The organism is Thioclava sp. GXIMD2076, from assembly GCF_037949795.1.
Lineage (GTDB): Bacteria > Pseudomonadota > Alphaproteobacteria > Rhodobacterales > Rhodobacteraceae > Thioclava > Thioclava kandeliae.
Genome location: NZ_CP149932.1, coordinates 887,315 through 903,097 on the forward strand (window position 1 = coordinate 887,315; position 15,783 = coordinate 903,097).

11 protein-coding genes are annotated in these 15,783 nt (G+C 60.8%); 6 read left to right on the forward strand and 5 right to left on the reverse strand.

Going from position 1 to position 15,783, the window contains the following annotated elements; translation table 11 throughout:
• On the forward strand, positions 1-1,227 hold the full coding sequence (locus WDB91_RS04365; RefSeq protein ID WP_339113935.1) for a glycosyl transferase: 1,227 nt from the start codon (positions 1-3) through the stop codon (positions 1,225-1,227).
• Between the two features lie 39 nt (positions 1,228-1,266).
• Here the strand turns inward: WDB91_RS04365 and WDB91_RS04370 are convergent, their stop codons facing one another.
• Together WDB91_RS04370 and WDB91_RS04375 are read right to left on the reverse strand one after the other, a co-directional pair.
• Positions 1,267-3,015, reverse strand: coding sequence for a sugar phosphorylase (locus tag WDB91_RS04370; RefSeq protein ID WP_339113936.1), 1,749 nt, complete (start codon positions 3,013-3,015; stop codon positions 1,267-1,269).
• A 215-nt stretch (positions 3,016-3,230) separates the two neighbouring features.
• A complete protein-coding gene (locus WDB91_RS04375; protein WP_339113937.1) occupies positions 3,231-4,256 on the reverse strand; it encodes a DUF2793 domain-containing protein in 1,026 nt (341 codons plus the stop codon).
• A gap of 170 nt (positions 4,257-4,426) precedes the next feature.
• On the opposite strand from WDB91_RS04375, the gene WDB91_RS04380 reads away from it, so the two are divergent.
• Positions 4,427-5,392: a KpsF/GutQ family sugar-phosphate isomerase gene (locus WDB91_RS04380; protein ID WP_339113938.1), complete on the forward strand. Its 966-nt coding sequence runs from the start codon at positions 4,427-4,429 to the stop codon at positions 5,390-5,392.
• A 24-nt stretch (positions 5,393-5,416) separates the two neighbouring features.
• Positions 5,417-6,247 (forward strand): 3-deoxy-8-phosphooctulonate synthase, encoded by an 831-nt coding sequence (kdsA, locus tag WDB91_RS04385; RefSeq protein ID WP_339114446.1) that lies wholly within the window; start codon positions 5,417-5,419, stop codon positions 6,245-6,247.
• Between the two features lie 9 nt (positions 6,248-6,256).
• On the opposite strand, the gene WDB91_RS04390 is transcribed toward kdsA, so the two are convergent.
• A complete protein-coding gene (locus WDB91_RS04390) occupies positions 6,257-6,805 on the reverse strand; it encodes a hypothetical protein (RefSeq protein ID WP_339113939.1) in 549 nt (182 codons plus the stop codon).
• A gap of 227 nt (positions 6,806-7,032) precedes the next feature.
• Between WDB91_RS04390 and WDB91_RS04395 the strand changes: the two genes are divergently transcribed.
• Genes WDB91_RS04395 through WDB91_RS04405 form a run of 3 tightly spaced genes read left to right on the forward strand, consistent with a single transcriptional unit; the run spans position 7,033 to position 10,270 of the window.
• Positions 7,033-8,373 (forward strand): FAD-dependent oxidoreductase, encoded by a 1,341-nt coding sequence (locus WDB91_RS04395; RefSeq protein ID WP_339113940.1) that lies wholly within the window; start codon positions 7,033-7,035, stop codon positions 8,371-8,373.
• Positions 8,370-9,113: a DUF1365 domain-containing protein gene (locus WDB91_RS04400; RefSeq protein ID WP_339113941.1), complete on the forward strand. Its 744-nt coding sequence runs from the start codon at positions 8,370-8,372 to the stop codon at positions 9,111-9,113. Before WDB91_RS04395 ends, WDB91_RS04400 begins: the two co-directional genes overlap by 4 nt.
• The gene (locus WDB91_RS04405; RefSeq protein WP_339114447.1) at positions 9,113-10,270 is read left to right on the forward strand and encodes a cyclopropane-fatty-acyl-phospholipid synthase family protein; all 1,158 of its coding nucleotides are present in this window, start codon (positions 9,113-9,115) and stop codon (positions 10,268-10,270) included. The genes WDB91_RS04400 and WDB91_RS04405 overlap by 1 nt, the downstream gene beginning before the upstream one ends.
• On the opposite strand, the gene mtgA is transcribed toward WDB91_RS04405, so the two are convergent.
• Together mtgA and gltB are read right to left on the reverse strand one after the other, a co-directional pair.
• Positions 10,267-11,031: a monofunctional biosynthetic peptidoglycan transglycosylase gene (gene mtgA / locus WDB91_RS04410; RefSeq protein ID WP_339113942.1), complete on the reverse strand. Its 765-nt coding sequence runs from the start codon at positions 11,029-11,031 to the stop codon at positions 10,267-10,269. The genes WDB91_RS04405 and mtgA overlap by 4 nt on opposite strands.
• Before the next feature lie 137 nt (positions 11,032-11,168).
• Entirely contained in the window at positions 11,169-15,707 is a 4,539-nt protein-coding gene (gene gltB, locus WDB91_RS04415) for a glutamate synthase large subunit (protein ID WP_339113943.1), read from the reverse strand.
• Positions 15,708-15,783: the final 76 nt, after the last annotated feature.

Here is a 15,783-nt window from a genome sequence, read left to right on the forward strand (position 1 = left end):
ATGGCCGATTTCCAACAAAACGGGAACATCACCCATTTCCATAATCTGCGGAGCCGCTCGAACGAGGAGCTGGTCTACGAGATCAGCACCTATGCGCAGAGCCGGAAGATCTCGCTGATCCTGCCGAGCCTCTATTCCGAACTGGAGGGGCCGGCACTGGCCAATATCGTTCAGGAACTGTCCAAGGTTTCCTATCTCAACCGGATCATCATTGGGCTCGACCGTGCAGACGAGGCGCAATACCGCCATGCGCGCAGCTTCTTTGCGGATCTGCCGCAGAAGACTACCGTGATCTGGAATGACAGCCCGCGGATGAAGGCGCTGTTCGAGCGGCTGGAGGTGCTGGGCTTGGCGCCACAGGAGCCGGGCAAGGGCAAGAATGTCTGGGGCTGTATCGGCTATCTGATCGGTTGTGCCGATAGCGCGGTGATGGCGATCCATGATTGCGATATCGTCACCTATAACCGCGAGCTTCTTGATAGGCTTGTCTATCCGGTGGCCAACCCGTCTTTCCCCTATCAACTGTCCAAGGGCTATTATGCGCGGATCGGCAATGACAAGCTGAACGGGCGGGTCACGCGGCTTCTGGTCAGCCCGATCCTGATCGCGCTGAAACGGGTGGTGGGAGATCGTGATTACCTCGATTACCTGCGGGCCTTCCGCTATATCCTGTCGGGCGAGTTTGCCATGCGCACGCAGATGCTGCCCGATCTGCGTATCCCGTCGGACTGGGGGTTGGAGATTGGTGTGCTGTCCGAAGCATGGCGCAATCTGGGACGGGGTGCGATCTGTCAGGTGGAGATCGCCGACGCCTATGACCACAAGCATCAGGAGACGAGTCCCGAGGATGCGAGTGCCGGTCTGAATCGCATGTCCTCGGATATCTGCAAGGCGCTCTATCGCAAGCTGGCCGCCGATGGCACGGTCTTTACGCCGGAGATGTTCCGCACGCTGAAGGCCACCTATTACCGCCGCGCGCTGGATCTGCTGGAGGCCTATTACAATGATGCCAAGATGAACGGGCTGCGCGTGGACCGCCATGGCGAGGAGCAGCATATCGAGCTGTTTGCCGAGAATATCGTGAAGGCGGGGCAGGTGTTTCTGGAAAATCCCGAGGAGCGCCCCTTCATCCCCACATGGAACCGCGTGAATGCTGCCGATCCGACCTTCATCGCCGATTTCCATAAGGCCGTGGCGGAGGACGAGGCCGAGTTTGCCCCTGCCTGATCCGAAATGGATGCCGGGCTCTGGCGCCCGGCTTTCAGCTTATGCGCGGTTGGTGATCCAGCGACACTGATAGGGCGCCATGGTGAGCGTGGTCTCCGGTCCGCCATCGATCAACTCGCCTGACAGGATATCGAACCAGCGCTGTCCGTCGATCAGATTGAGATCGCCGGTTCTGACCGTCACCTCTTCATCGCTGACATTATGGATCGCGAAGATAGACTGTGCCCGATCCAGCGACTGGCGCCAGATGCCGAACAAACGGGGATCGAGATGCAGGGTAAACTGCGTGGCATTGGGGTGGAGCGCGGGCTGGCGGGCGCGCAGGCGCAGACGCTCGGACAGGGCGCTAAGAACGCGGCTCTGGTTGCTCTCGTAATCGGCCAGCTTGGCGCGGAGTTCGGGATAGAACCATTTGTGACGGTTGATCGCGCGGTTCATGCCGCGCCGTTCCACGGCTTCATGGTCATTGGGGGTGGCCAGCATCGAGTGGATGTAGAAGGCGGGAATACCCTCAAGCGACATCACGATGGTCTGCGAGCACAGGAAACGCTTGATATGGAACTCGTCCTCGCCCTTGAAAGTGCGGCCCATCGCCTCGAAGAAACCGCAGTTCAGCTCGTAGGGGCTTTCCGACCCGTCGGGTAGCGAGCGCATCGACACCAGGCCGCCGATTTCGCGGATCGTGTCGATGACCTTCTCCTTCTCGGCCTCGGGCAGAACCCCTTCGGCGGGGCGCATGCCGATCCCGTCATGGCTGGCGGTGAAGTTGAGATAGGCACAGCCCAGAGGTGCGGGAGGCATGGTGCGCTGCCATTCGAGCAGATAACGGGCGGTGCCCGACATCATGGCATGCAGGATTAGCGGTGGCAGCGGGAAGTTATAGACCGCATGCGCCTCATCCCGATCCCCGAAATAGCTAAGGTTCTCGGCCTTGGGGACGTTGGTCTCGGTCAGAAGGATGACGTTCTCGGCGGCATAGTCGCATAGCAGGCGCATCAGTTGGATGATCGCATGGGTCTGGGGCAGGTGGATACAGTTGGTCCCAACCTCCTTCCACAGGAAGGCCACCGCATCGAGCCGCAGGATCTGCACGCCCGCATCCACATGAAGGCGGATGATGCGCAGGATCTCGAGCAGGACCTCGGGGTTGCGGAAATCGAGATCGACCTGATCATGGCTGAAGGTGCACCAGACATGACGTTTGCCATTGGGCGTATCCACGGCCTGCAGCAGCGGCGTGGTGCGCGGGCGGGTCACCTGGCTCAGGTCATCCGAAGGCCGCGCCTCGTAGAAGAACTTGTCGAACGGGGCCTGCCCTTGCCGGTAGGCATTGAACCACACTCCCTGACTGGACACATGGTTGAGCACCAGATCGGACATCAGGTGGAACTCGGACCCGATCCGGCTGATATCAGGCCAGTCTCCCAAAGCCGAATTCACCTTGCGATAATCGGTGACCGCGAAGCCGTCATCGGAGGTATAGGGGAAGAAGGGCAGGATATGGACGCCATTCACCACGCCCTTCATATAGCTCAGAAGGAAGTCATTGAGGAGATCCAGCGGTTTATGGGCACCATCGGTGATCGAGTCGCCATAGGTGATGAGCACCGCATCCGATTGGGACCACAGGTTGTTGCCCGGAACACGAGGCCGTTTGCGCCGGTGCGTGCCTTCGGGCCAGAACGCGTCAATGACCTGACTTGCCATAATATCGGGATCGAAATCGGGATAGACATCTTCGAGAAGGTCGGCAATGCGGGCGCTCAGGGAACCGTTGGTCTTGGACATACGCGGGTGTTGCTCCGGGAAATGACTGGAAAAACCGTTGTTTTCCTGATCCTAGGGCAGTCTGGCCGGAGAGGTCCAGCAGAGAGCGCGCTTCACCCGTTCTTCCATCAGGGGGGCTGCTGAAATTTTGGGCTCGCGCGACGCAGGGGCCTTGTCCATCACAAGAAAAAGCCGCCCCGAAAGGACCGGAGCGGCAGTGCCAAAGGATTAGGTGCTTAAAACCATCGGCCTATGGCCGTTAGCCTGATTATGCCTCCATCGGTAAGGGACTGGTATGACATGGCCGTAACGCTGCAGCCTGTCACCGCGGCGGGACCATGCCCCATCCATGTGCCGGAGGTGGCGATACTGCCAGTGATGACAGGGGCCGTGCTGAAGGCTGCCGGATAGGTCCAAGGCAGGGCGGCGGACTGGAAGAGGCTGCCTGCAGCGATAGAGACCGCGCCGATCGTGATCTCGGGGGAGAGGCAGAGCATCAATCCGCTCGCCAGTTTGTAATAGCTGCCATCCGTGGTCTCGCCGCGCTCGAACAGTGCGCCTGCCGTCTGGGAGACCGTGCCAAGAATGGCCGAACCGCTCAGGGCTGTATCGATGACGGCCCCCTGTGGCAGGCGGGCCTGCCCGCTTGCGGCCCCGAGTGACAGCGCTGTGGCCCAGCTTGAACCATCCGCGCTGACCTTGATGGCGAAATCATCGCTGCCCGCGCAGCCCATCTCGGCCCGTCCCGACCAGCCGGTCTGGAACAGCAGGCTGCCGGTGTTCTCCGCCATCGCCTTGTTGATCTTCAGCTGGTGGCTGGTGCCGGCATGCGTCAGCAGCGTGGCCTCCGACGCCACCGCCAGCCGGTTTGTGTCATCGGCTGCCGTGCTTATACCAAGGCGCTCGACCTCCAGCGTGCCGGAAAACAGCCCAGCCCATTGCGTGCCCGTCCAGATCAGCGATTGCGCCTCATCCGCGATATAGGTTTGCCATCCCGTGCGGGGCGGATAAAAGCGCCAGGCCTCACCACCCCATTGCGCCACCGCCCCCTCATTGCCTGCCCATGCGCCGGTCGCGCCAACGGGGAGGATATAACGTGCGCCTGTCTCGGGGGTGGCGGGCGGGGTCATTATGCTACGGCTCGTCACAGAGAGTTGGACGAGCGCATCCAGAATATCGATCGCCTCGTTATGGGTGACATGTTTCTGGGCTTGGGACGCCTGGATGAAGGGCAGGGACAGGTTTGCGGAAATATCGGACATCGGGTTCCTCACATGCCGGAATGCGTTATCCGAAGCTTAGGTGGCAAAATGTGACCCGTTCTTTATCCCCGCGTACGCTAGATGTTGCGCTGGGCATTGCGCTTGTGCTCTGTGGCTATCGCAGGCGCAACGTGTTACCACCTGCGCGAATTTGACTGCGGAGTGCCCTTATGGCCCAATCCATCAACGCATCCGAGAGCCTGCGGGTCGCGCGAGAGGTTCTGACCATCGAAGCTGACGCCCTGCGCGATCTTGCTTCCGAGATGCCTGCCGATTTTGTGCCGGCGCTCGAGAGGATCATGAAGATCAATGGGCGTGTCATCGTCTGCGGGATCGGTAAGTCGGGCCATGTCGGGCGCAAGATTGCGGCAACGCTGGCCTCCACCGGCACCCCCTCGTTCTTCGTACATGCGGCAGAGGCCAGCCATGGTGATCTGGGCATGGTGACCGAGGCCGATATCTGCCTGCTGATCTCCAACTCGGGCGAGACTTCCGAGCTGCGCGATATGATCTACCATACCCAGCGGTTCTCGATCCCGCTGATCGCGATCTCGTCGAACCCCGAGAGCACGCTGATGAAAGCGGCCGATTACAGGCTGACGCTGCCCAAACTGCCCGAGGCCTGTCCGATGGGCATGGCGCCGACCACCTCGACCACGCTGACACTGGCGCTGGGCGACGCGCTGGCGGTGGCGCTGATGGAGCTGCGCGGGTTCAAAGATACCGATTTTGGCGTCTTCCACCCGGGTGGCAAACTGGGGGCGCAGATGCGTCGCGTCTCCGAGATGATGCATGCCGATGCCGCGCTTCCCTTTGTAGATTACACAGCGCCGATGTCCGATGTGCTTCTGGAAATGAGTGCGAAGGGCTTCGGCGTTGCCATCGTCATGAAGGACGGCAAGCTCTTCGGTGTGATCTCCGATGGGGATTTGCGGCGCAATATGGACGGGCTGATGCAGGCCGATGCCGCGAAGGTCGCAAACAAGACACCGGTCACAATTGCGCCGGATACTCTTGCAGCCGAGGGGCTGGCAATTCTAAATCAGAAAAAGATCTCGGTGCTTCTGGTCGTCGAGAATGAAAAGCCGGTAGGTCTGCTGCATGTGCATGATTTCCTGCGCGGCGGCGTGATGTAGGCCATTGGTCGGAAGGGACGAATGATGAGCGTAGATAAAATCGTCACCATCGGTGATATCGAAATCGGCGGGACTAATCCCTTTGCCCTCATCGCGGGGCCTTGCCAGCTCGAGAGCCTCGACCATAGCCGTATGATGGCCGAAAAGATTGCCGAGGCCTGCGCTGCGACCGGCACGAAATTCATCTTCAAAGGCAGCTACGACAAGGCGAACCGGTCGTCGATCAGCACCCAGCGCGGGATCGGCATCGATGAGGGTCTCGGGATACTGTCGAAGATCCGTGAGGAATTTGGCTGTCCGGTGATTACGGATGTGCATGACGCACACCAATGTGCACCCGTGGGCGAGGCCGTTGACGTGTTGCAGATCCCCGCATTCCTCTGCCGTCAGACGGATCTTCTACTCGCAGCAGGCGAGACCGGTCGGGCCATCAACGTGAAGAAGGGCCAATTTCTGGCGCCTTGGGATATGGAAAACGTCGCCAAGAAGATCGCGTCGACCGGCAACGAGCGGATCATGCTTTGCGATCGCGGCACGTCCTTCGGATATAACACGCTGGTGACCGATTTCCGCGGTCTGCCGATCATGTCGCGCACGGGCTATCCGGTCGTCTTCGATGCGACCCATTCCGTGCAGCAGCCGGGCGGGCAGGGCACCACTTCGGGTGGCCAGCGGGAATTTGCGCCGGTTCTGGCGCGCGCGGCCTGTGCGGTTGGCGTTTCGGCACTGTTTATCGAGACCCATCAGGATCCCGACAACGCCCCCTCCGACGGACCGAATATGATCCCGATTACCCAGATGGCTGATCTTATCGGTGAACTTTCCGCCTTCGATCGGGTGCGTAAGGGGCTGTAAACCAGCCCCTTAGGCCTCCTGCTCGAAGAAGATGAAGCTGTCAGCGCTTTCGAAGCTGAGGGCCGCGTCATCATACTGATCGAGCGGATCCAGTTCTGGCATGCTGTCAAGCGCACCCTCTGCGACCAGATTGTAGTCGTAATCTTCGGCGGCAGTTGCTCCAGCACCGGCGCTCGGCATCCAGTCAAAATCCGCAGCGTCTGCGAGTGCGGTGGCGCCGGTTGTGCTGGGATCTGCTGTAAAAGCATGGTTATCGTCGAGCAGGACACTGATATCTGCCGTGTAGAAGTCGTCTCCGGCTTCCATCATCATGAGTATTTCAGCCGTTGTAATGGGCGCTTCTTCGACATCATCGATGATGATCGGCTGTTCGACCTGAATCGTCTCGGGATAGTCGATACTGACAGTTGTCGGAACCGACACGAACGCGCCGAGGCTGAAGGCCGCTTGGGCCGTATTGCCGAGTTCTGCTTGGAAAAGGCCGATCAGGCCACCCAGATTGGGCGATGCGGAAGCAGCATGCCCCGTCATCCCCGGACTAATAACAGTGCTTTCCATCCTTCACTCCCTGAATAAATTCCGTAGCGTCAGGATGCGCGTTATGGGTTTATGAAATACTTATGAGGCAAGCTTAGGTTGAGTTAGGATAGATAAACTTTGCAAGGCACTGGGAGCGGGGCGTTCTTACGTTCCAAAGTTTTCCGTAATTAAATGCCATCTGCGTGAAACTTGTGCCCATTGCATGACGTATCTTGTAGCATGAGGCGTAAATCACCGGAGAAACAATGTCCCTAGATGTATCTGCGAATCCTCTCCTGAGGCCGCGAGTCGCCGTTATCGGAGGCGGGATTTCGGGGCTTTCGGCCGCTTGGGCGCTGAGCGGGAGCTATGACGTAACACTCTTCGAGGCCGAGACGCGGCTTGGTGGCCATGCGCGCACGGTGATGGCGGGCCGATCGGGGCAGCAACCCGTTGATACCGGTTTTATCGTGTTCAATTATGCCAATTACCCGCATCTGACGCGGCTCTTCGATACGCTTGATGTGCCGGTGATCCGGTCGGATATGAGCTTCGGAGCCTCGATCGACGAAGGGCGCATCGAATATGCCTTGAAGGATCTGCGCGGACTTACCGCCCAGCGGCGCAACCTCCTGCGTCCCGGCTTTCTGCGCATGGTACGCGATATTCTGGCCTTCAATGCACGCGCGCCCGAAGTCGCGGCCCGCGATGATCTGACGGTGGACGAACTCATCGGGCAGATGGGGCTCGGGCAATGGTTCCGCGACTATTATCTCCTGCCGATCTCCGGAGCGATCTGGTCCACCCCCTCGCAGGAGATCGGTGCCTTTCCTGCCCGCTCTCTGGTCCGGTTCTTTGAAAACCACGCGCTGCTTTCGGCTACGGGACAGCACCAGTGGTGGACTGTGAAGGGTGGTTCTACACAATATGTAGAGCGCCTGTTGCGGGCTCTGCATTTGCGGGGCGTGGATCTGCGACCCAAGACGCCAGTCACGTCCGTCAAACGGCATAGCGAGGGCGTGACGGTCAGCAGTGCGGGCATGCTTCCCGAAGATTTCGATCAGGTGGTCATGGCTTGCCATTCGGATCAGGCGATGCGGCTTCTGGCTGATATGGATCCTGTCGAACACCGGCTCCTTTCGGCGATCCGATACCGGCCCAATGATATGGTCCTGCATTGTGACGAGGCGGCGATGCCCAAGCGGCGCGCCTGTTGGTCATCCTGGGTCTATCAGGCCGATCACCGTCATGAGGAAGCAAAGCTCGGCGTCAGCTACTGGATGAACCGGTTGCAGCAGATCCCCGAGAGCGATCCGCTTTTTGTCAGCCTCAATCCGCAATTCGCGATCGACGAGCGCAAGATTTACGATAGCAAGACATTCTATCATCCGGTGTTCGACCGCGAGGCGGTGGCGGCGCAAGCGGGCATTGCCGCGCGTCAGGGTCTGCGCAATACATGGTTTGCAGGCGCATGGCTGCGTCATGGCTTCCATGAGGACGGGATCGCCTCTGCCATGAGGGTGGCCCGCGGGCTTCTGCCGCTGGCGCAGCAGTCTCCACTCCTACCCGCAGGGATGGGGCGACCGGAAATCGGGGCAGTTGCATGACCGACTATTTGCCAGGTGAAACGATGCATGTGCGTCGCGGCGCCATCGGTCACCGTTTCCGCTATCCGGTCGAGTATCTGTTTCTCGATCCCGAGGCCCCTGCTGGGCCGCGTTTTTTCTCGTATAACCGCTTCAACCTCTTTGCCTTCCATGACCGCGATCATGGCGGGGAGCGTGGCGCAGGCCAAGGAGCGGCGTGGGCACGACACGCCTTTGCGCAGGAGGGGCTGAGCGGCCCCTACCGGCTGCGCCTACTGGCCCAGCCGCGCATTCTGGGCCGTGTCTTCAACCCCGTCTGTTTCTGGATGGCCTTCCGTGGGGATGACCTGATCGCCGTGATTGCCGAGGTCAACAACACCTTCGGCGACCGGCATAGCTATCTGTGTGCAAATGCCGGTTTTTCGCCCATCCGGCCCGCCGATGTGTTGGAGGCGCGCAAGATCTTTCATGTTTCCCCTTTTCAGGACATCGGCGGGGGCTATCATTTCCAATATGCAATTACGGCCACCCATGTGGTGATCCGGATCGATTTCCGTAACGGCGAGGAGGGGCTCATTGCGACCTATCGCGCGCCGAGGGTCGAGCTGACCAATCGCCGGATCGTCGGCGCCGTGCTGCGTCGCCCTTGGGCACCTGTGCGGATTATGGCGCTGATCCTGTGGGAGGCGCTCCGGTTGAAACTCAAAGGCGCGCGCTATCGCGATAGACCCGCCCCACCAAAGGAAGAACTGACCCGATGATGCCTTTCCTGAGTAACCGCCTGCGTCGCGAGTTTCTGGATACATGTCAGGCCATTACCCAAGGCAGCCTCACTCTGCGTACGCCCGAGGGCGACATCCATCGCTTCGGTCAGGGTGGGCCCGAGGCCGATCTGGTGCTGCATGACTGGTCGGTGGTGGCGGCCATCGCCTCGCGCGGTGATATCGGTCTGGGCGAGACCTATGTGGCGGGGCTGTGGGATACGGCTTCCATCGAGAACCTGCTCACCGTGGCGCTCCTGAATTTCTCGGCGCTCGAGAATTACGCCTTTGCCAGCCCGTGGCAGAACCTGAAATTCCGCCTGATCGACCGGATCGTGCGGGCCAATTCGGTGAAGGGGGCCGCGCGCAATATCCGGGCGCATTACGATGTGGGCAACGAGTTCTACCAGCTCTGGCTCGACGAGGGCATGAGTTATTCCTCGGCGTTATTCACGCCCGAGGATAATGATCTGGCCCGTGCGCAAAACCGCAAGCTGGACCGAATCCTCGGTGGTTTGGGTAATGGCGAGCGGGTGCTGGAGATCGGCTGTGGCTGGGGCCATTTTGCCGAGCGTGCTGCCGAAAGCGGGCGCCATGTGACCGGCATCACCATCTCGCCGTCGCAGAAGGGCTATGCCGATGCGCGTCTGGATGGCCGCGCCGATATCAAGCTGCAGGATTACCGCAAGACCGAGGGACGTTTCGATAATATCGTTTCCATCGAGATGATCGAGGCTGTGGGCGAAAAATACTGGCCGACCTATTTCGGCACGATCCGCGACCGGCTGAACGAAGGGGGCCGCGCGATGATTCAGGCGATCACCGTGTCGGATGCCTATTTCCCGAAATATCAGGCCAGCTCCGACTATATCCGCCAATACGCGTTTCCGGGCGGCATGCTTTTGTCGGATGGCAAGATCCGCGAACAGGCGGCCAAGGCAGGCATGAGGGTGCAGGAGGTCTTTGCTTTCGGTGAGGATTACGCCCAGACCTGCCGGATGTGGTCCGAGCGGCTGCGGGAGCGTGCGGCCAAGGCCACTGAGTTGGGTTACGGGCAGGAATTCCTGCGCGGCTGGCATTATTACCTCGAGGCCTGCGCCGCAGCCTTCCGCACCCAGCAATGCGATGTGGTGCAGGTGCAGATGGTGCGCGTCTAACGCTCGAAACATTCCGCGCGGCCGTCACGCTCGATCGTGGCGGCCCCGTCCATGATCGCATTCGCACGACGCGACAGGAAGGCCGAAGGATGGGCTGCATCGCGCTCCTTGGGGTTTGGCAGCACAGCCGCCAGCAACGCCGCCTGACGGGCTGTCAGCTTGTCGGGCGTGGTGCGGAAATAGCGGAAAGCCGCGGCATCGATCCCGAAGACGCCTTCATCGAACTCGGCCACGTTCAGATAGACCTCGAGGATGCGGCGCTTGTTCCAGATGAACTCGATAGCAGGGGTCAGGGCCGCCTCCATCGCCTTTCGCAGCCACGAACGCCCTTGCCAGAGGAAGACGTTCTTGGCGGTTTGCTGACTGATTGTGGAGGCGCCGCGCGAGGAGCCCTCATCGATCACCTTGCGGATCGCGCGCATGTCGAACCCCCAGTGACGGCAGAAATTCGCATCTTCGGCCGCCACGGCCGAGCGGGCCATGACCGGTGCGATATCGTCCATCGCGGCCCATTCATGGTCGATGCCACCCAGCCGGCGCGCTTCGCTGAACATGGTGATGGTCGTCGGCGGGTTGATGAACTTGTAAAGCACCACCACCGCCAACACCACCGCCAGAAGAAACAGCACGCCACGCAGGACATGGGCGCGCAGCCACGCTACGGTGGTCGCACGCGAGAGGGGCACCGATGCCTTCTTGGAGGCCGGTTTCTTCTTTGCCGCTCTGGCGGTCTTGGAGGTGGAGCTTTTCGGTTTCGCCATGTCGCCATAAGTCCCTGAGCCTGCGGACAGGTCAAGCCTTCTGCCACGAAACGTGGGCAGATGCAGCCCCAAGGCCGCAGTTACCCACATGAAATTTGCATGGAAAAACGGGGCCGCTCGGGCCCCGTTCCAGTCTGTTACTCTGCCGGAACCGCTTCGGGTTCATCCGAGAGCGGATAGGGCAGGGTCTGCAGCATCTCTTTCGGGCAGACCTGCAGGAAGTTGAGACGCTCGGTCTCCCAGTTCTGCAGGATATCCGCCGCCTTGACCGAGCGGGTTTCCTCGTAATGACGCTCGATGAGGCCCTTCAGCTGGGATTCCCAGTGGCTGTGGCCGATACCGCAGGTCACGAGCGATTCCGGGTTGATCAGGTTCTCGGCCACGCCTTCCGGATCGTAGAGATAGGCCATACCGCCCGTCATCCCCGCGCCGAAGTTCGCACCGATCGAGCCAAGGATCACTGCCACACCGCCGGTCATGTATTCACAACCATTGGTGCCACAGCCCTCGATCACCACCCGCGCGCCGGAGTTGCGCACGGCGAAACGCTCGCCCGCACGGCCTGCCGCGAACAGGTAGCCATCGGTCGCACCGTAAAGCACGGTATTGCCGATGATGGTGTTCTCGGAGGCTTTCAGCGGCGAGATCATCGGCGGACGCACCACGATGATACCGCCCGACAGACCCTTGCCGACATAGTCGTTCGCGTCGCCCGACACCTCGATCTTGAGGCCCGGAGCCGCGAAGGCGCCCAGCGACTGGCCGGCAGACCCCGTGAGCTTCACCGTCAGATGGTCGGGCTGGAGCGCGTTGCGCATCCCGAAGTTCTGCACGATGTGGCTCGAGGCGCGCGTCCCGATGGTGCGGTGCGTGTTGCGCACCGCATAGGAGAGCTGCATCTTCTCGCCTTCGTCGAAGAAGCGCGCACCGTCGCGGATGATTTCGGCATCCAGCGTATCGGGCACATAGTTGCGCGGCTTCGAGCGGTCATAGACGATCTTTTCCCAGCCATCCACGGTCAGCAGAAGCGGGTTGAGATCGAGATCATCCAGATGCGCCGACCCACGCGAGACCTGCGTCAGAAGGTCGGCACGACCGATCACCTCATCGAGCGACCGTGCGCCGATGGAGGCGAGGATCTCGCGGACTTCCTGTGCGTAGAAGGTGATCAGGTTGACGACCTTATCCGCCGTGCCGGTGAACTTCTTGCGCATCTCGGGGTCTTGGGTGCAGACGCCGACAGGGCAGGTGTTCGACTGGCACTGACGCACCATGATACAGCCCATCGCGATCAGGGCGGCGGTGCCGATACCGTATTCCTCGGCGCCCATCATGGCGGCCATGACGATGTCACGCCCCGTGCGCAGACCGCCATCGGTCCGCAGCGTGACGCGGCCACGCAGGTTGTTCATCGCCAGAACCTGATGCGCTTCGGTCAGACCCATCTCCCACGGCAGACCCGCGAATTTGATCGAGGTCGCCGGAGACGCGCCGGTGCCGCCATTATGACCGGACACGAGGATAACATCGGCCTTGGCCTTGGCCACGCCAGCGGCAATCGTGCCAACGCCCGAAGACGCCACCAGCTTCACCGTCACCTTGCAGCGCGGGTTGATCTGCTTGAGATCGTAGATCAGCTGCGCCAGATCCTCGATCGAGTAGATATCGTGGTGCGGCGGCGGCGATATCAGCGTGACACCCTTGGTCGAGTGACGCAGACGCGCGATCAGGTCGGTGACCTTCATGCCCGGAAGCTGGCCACCTTCACCCGGTTTCGCACCTTGGGCGACCTTGATCTCCAGCTCTTCGCAGTGGTTGAGATATTCGGCGGTCACACCGAAACGGCCCGAGGCCACCTGCTTGATCTTGGCGGACGGATTGTCGCCATTCGGCTCCGGCACGAAGTGGGCCGGATCCTCGCCGCCCTCACCGCTATCGGATTTCGCACCGATACGGTTCATCGCGACGTTCAGGAGTTTGTGCGCCTCGGGCGAGAGCGCCCCCAGCGACATGCCCGGCGTCACGAACCGCTTACGAATCGAGGTGATCGATTCCACTTCCTCGATCGGGACGGGCTTGCCCAGCGGCTTCACGTCCAGAAGGTCGCGGATATGGATCGGCGGGTTGGCCCGCATCATGGTGCTATACTGCTTCCACAGGTCATAGCTGGCGCGGTCACAGGCGGCTTGCAGCATATGCATACCCTGCGCACCCCATGCGTGGGTCTCGCCCGAACGGCGCGATTTGTAGAAGCCGCCGATCGGCAGAACGTCCTGACCACCCAGCCAGCCCAACTTGTGGACCTCTTCCAGCTTGTGCTGGATGCCGTGCAGACCGATGCCCGAAATACGCGAATGCATGCCGGGGAAATACTCGGCCACCATGGCGCGCGACAGACCCACGGCCTCGAAGTTCAGACCACCGCGATAGGAGGAAATCACCGAAATCCCCATCTTCGCCATGATCTTCAGCAGGCCCGCATCCACCGCATCGCGGAACTTGCGCACGGCGTCGAGCAGGGTGCCTTCGATCAGGCCACGGTCAATACGGTCGGCCAGCGTATCCTCGGCCAGATAGGCGTTGACCGTGGTTGCCCCCGAGCCCACCAGAACCGCGAAGTAATGCGGGTCCATGCATTCTGCCGAACGGACATTGATCGAGCAGAACGTGCGCAGGCCCTTGCGGGTCAGCCAGCTATGCACGGCCGAAGTCGCGAGGATCATCGGCATCGCGATCTTGTCTTCGGACTGGTTCTCGTCGGTCAGAACGATGTGGCCGGCACCCGAGCGCACGGCATCTTCCGCCTCGTTGCGGATACGGGCCAGACCGTCACGCAGCGCTTCCTGATCCGCACCGGCAGGGAAGGTGCAGTCGATGATCGAGATATGCTCGCCGAAGATCTCCGCCATCTTGTTGAACTCTTCATTCGCGATGAAGGGCGTATCAAGAATGAGGATCTCGGTCTGGGCGCTATCTTCGTCCAGCACGTTCTTGAGGTTACCGAATCGCGTCTTGAGCGACATCACGCGGTTCTCGCGCAGCGAGTCGATCGGCGGGTTGGTCACCTGGCTGAAGTTCTGGCGGAAGAAATGGCTCAGGGGGCGGTATTTCTTGGACAGAACGGCAGGCGGCGTGTCATCGCCCATCGAGGCGATGGCTTCTTTGCCATCCTCGGCCATCGGGCTCAGGACCTGCTCGATATCTTCGACCGTGTAGCCTGCCGCCATCTGGCGCTTACGCAGCTCGGCGCCGGTATATTTTGCAGCCTCGGGCAGGTCGCGCATCAGCTCGGACAGGTCGGTGACCTTCTGGATCCAGTCACCGAAGGGGCGCGAGGCGGCCAGTTTGTCTTTCAGGTCGGTATCGTGGTAAAGCTTGCCCTCGGTCATATCGACGGCAATCATCTGCCCCGGACCAAGTGCGCCTTTTTCCACAACAGTGGCCTCGTCGGTCGGCACCATGCCGACTTCCGAACCGGCAATCAGCATGCCATCGCCGGTCACCACATAGCGCAGCGGGCGCAGTCCGTTCCGGTCCAGACCACCGCAGACCCAGCGGCCATCGGTCATCGCCAGCGCGGCAGGGCCGTCCCACGGCTCCATCACGGCGTTGCAATAGCCATACATGTCCTGCCATGCCTTGGGCATCTCGTCGGTCGCTTTCGACCAGGCTTCGGGCACCAGCATGGTTTTCACCATGGGCGCGATACGGCCCGAACGAACCATCAGCTCGAACACCGAATCCAGCGCACCCGAGTCGGACGACGCGGCGGGGATCACCGGCTTGATGTCTTCGGCCATATCGCCAAAGGTCGCCGAGGCCATGCGGATCTCGTGCGATTTCATCCAGTTGATGTTGCCCTTGATCGTGTTGATCTCGCCGTTATGCGCCAGCATACGGAAGGGCTGTGCCAGCCACCATTCGGGGAAGGTGTTGGTGGAATAGCGCTGGTGGTAAATCGCAAAGGACGACTCAAAGCGGTCATCCTTGAGGTCGGGATAGAATTCCGCAACCTGCTCGGCCAGCATCATGCCCTTGTAGATGATCGAACGCGTCGAGAGCGAGCAGATATAGAGGCCCTTCAGCTGGGCCGCGATGGCCGCTTTCTCGATCCGGCGGCGGATGATGTACAGCTCGCGCTCGAACTGCTCCTCGTCGATATCCTTCTCGTTGCGGATCAGGATCTGCTCGATCTCGGGGCGGGTGGCGTTGGCCTTGTCGCCCAGGCAGGAAGTGTCCACCGGAACGTGGCGCCAGCCATAGATATAATGGCCCATGCGCAGAACTTCGGATTCGACGATGGTCCGGCAATGTTCCTGTGCGCCAAAGTCGGTGCGCGGCAGGAAGACCTGACCAACGGCGATACGCTTGTCCATATCCGGCTCGTGGCCGGTGCGGCGGATCTGGTCGTGGAAGAAGGGGGCAGGGATCTGCACATGGATACCCGCGCCGTCACCGGTCTTGCCGTCCGCATCCACGGCACCGCGGTGCCAGATGGCTTTTAGCGCGTCGATGCCGTTTTCCACGACGCGACGCGAGGCTTTCCCGTCGATCGAGACAACAAGCCCCACACCGCAGGACGATTTCTCGTCATCCGCCTTGTAGAGCGAGTTTTCCGACATCCATTTACGCTTGGCTTCCTCGTGGGCGACCCAGGCTTCATCATATTTGGTCATGTCTGCCTCCTTGGGAGAACGTAGTGCACCGGCGGTAAAGCGCGGCGAATTCAGGGATGGCTTGCGCCAAGGGGTT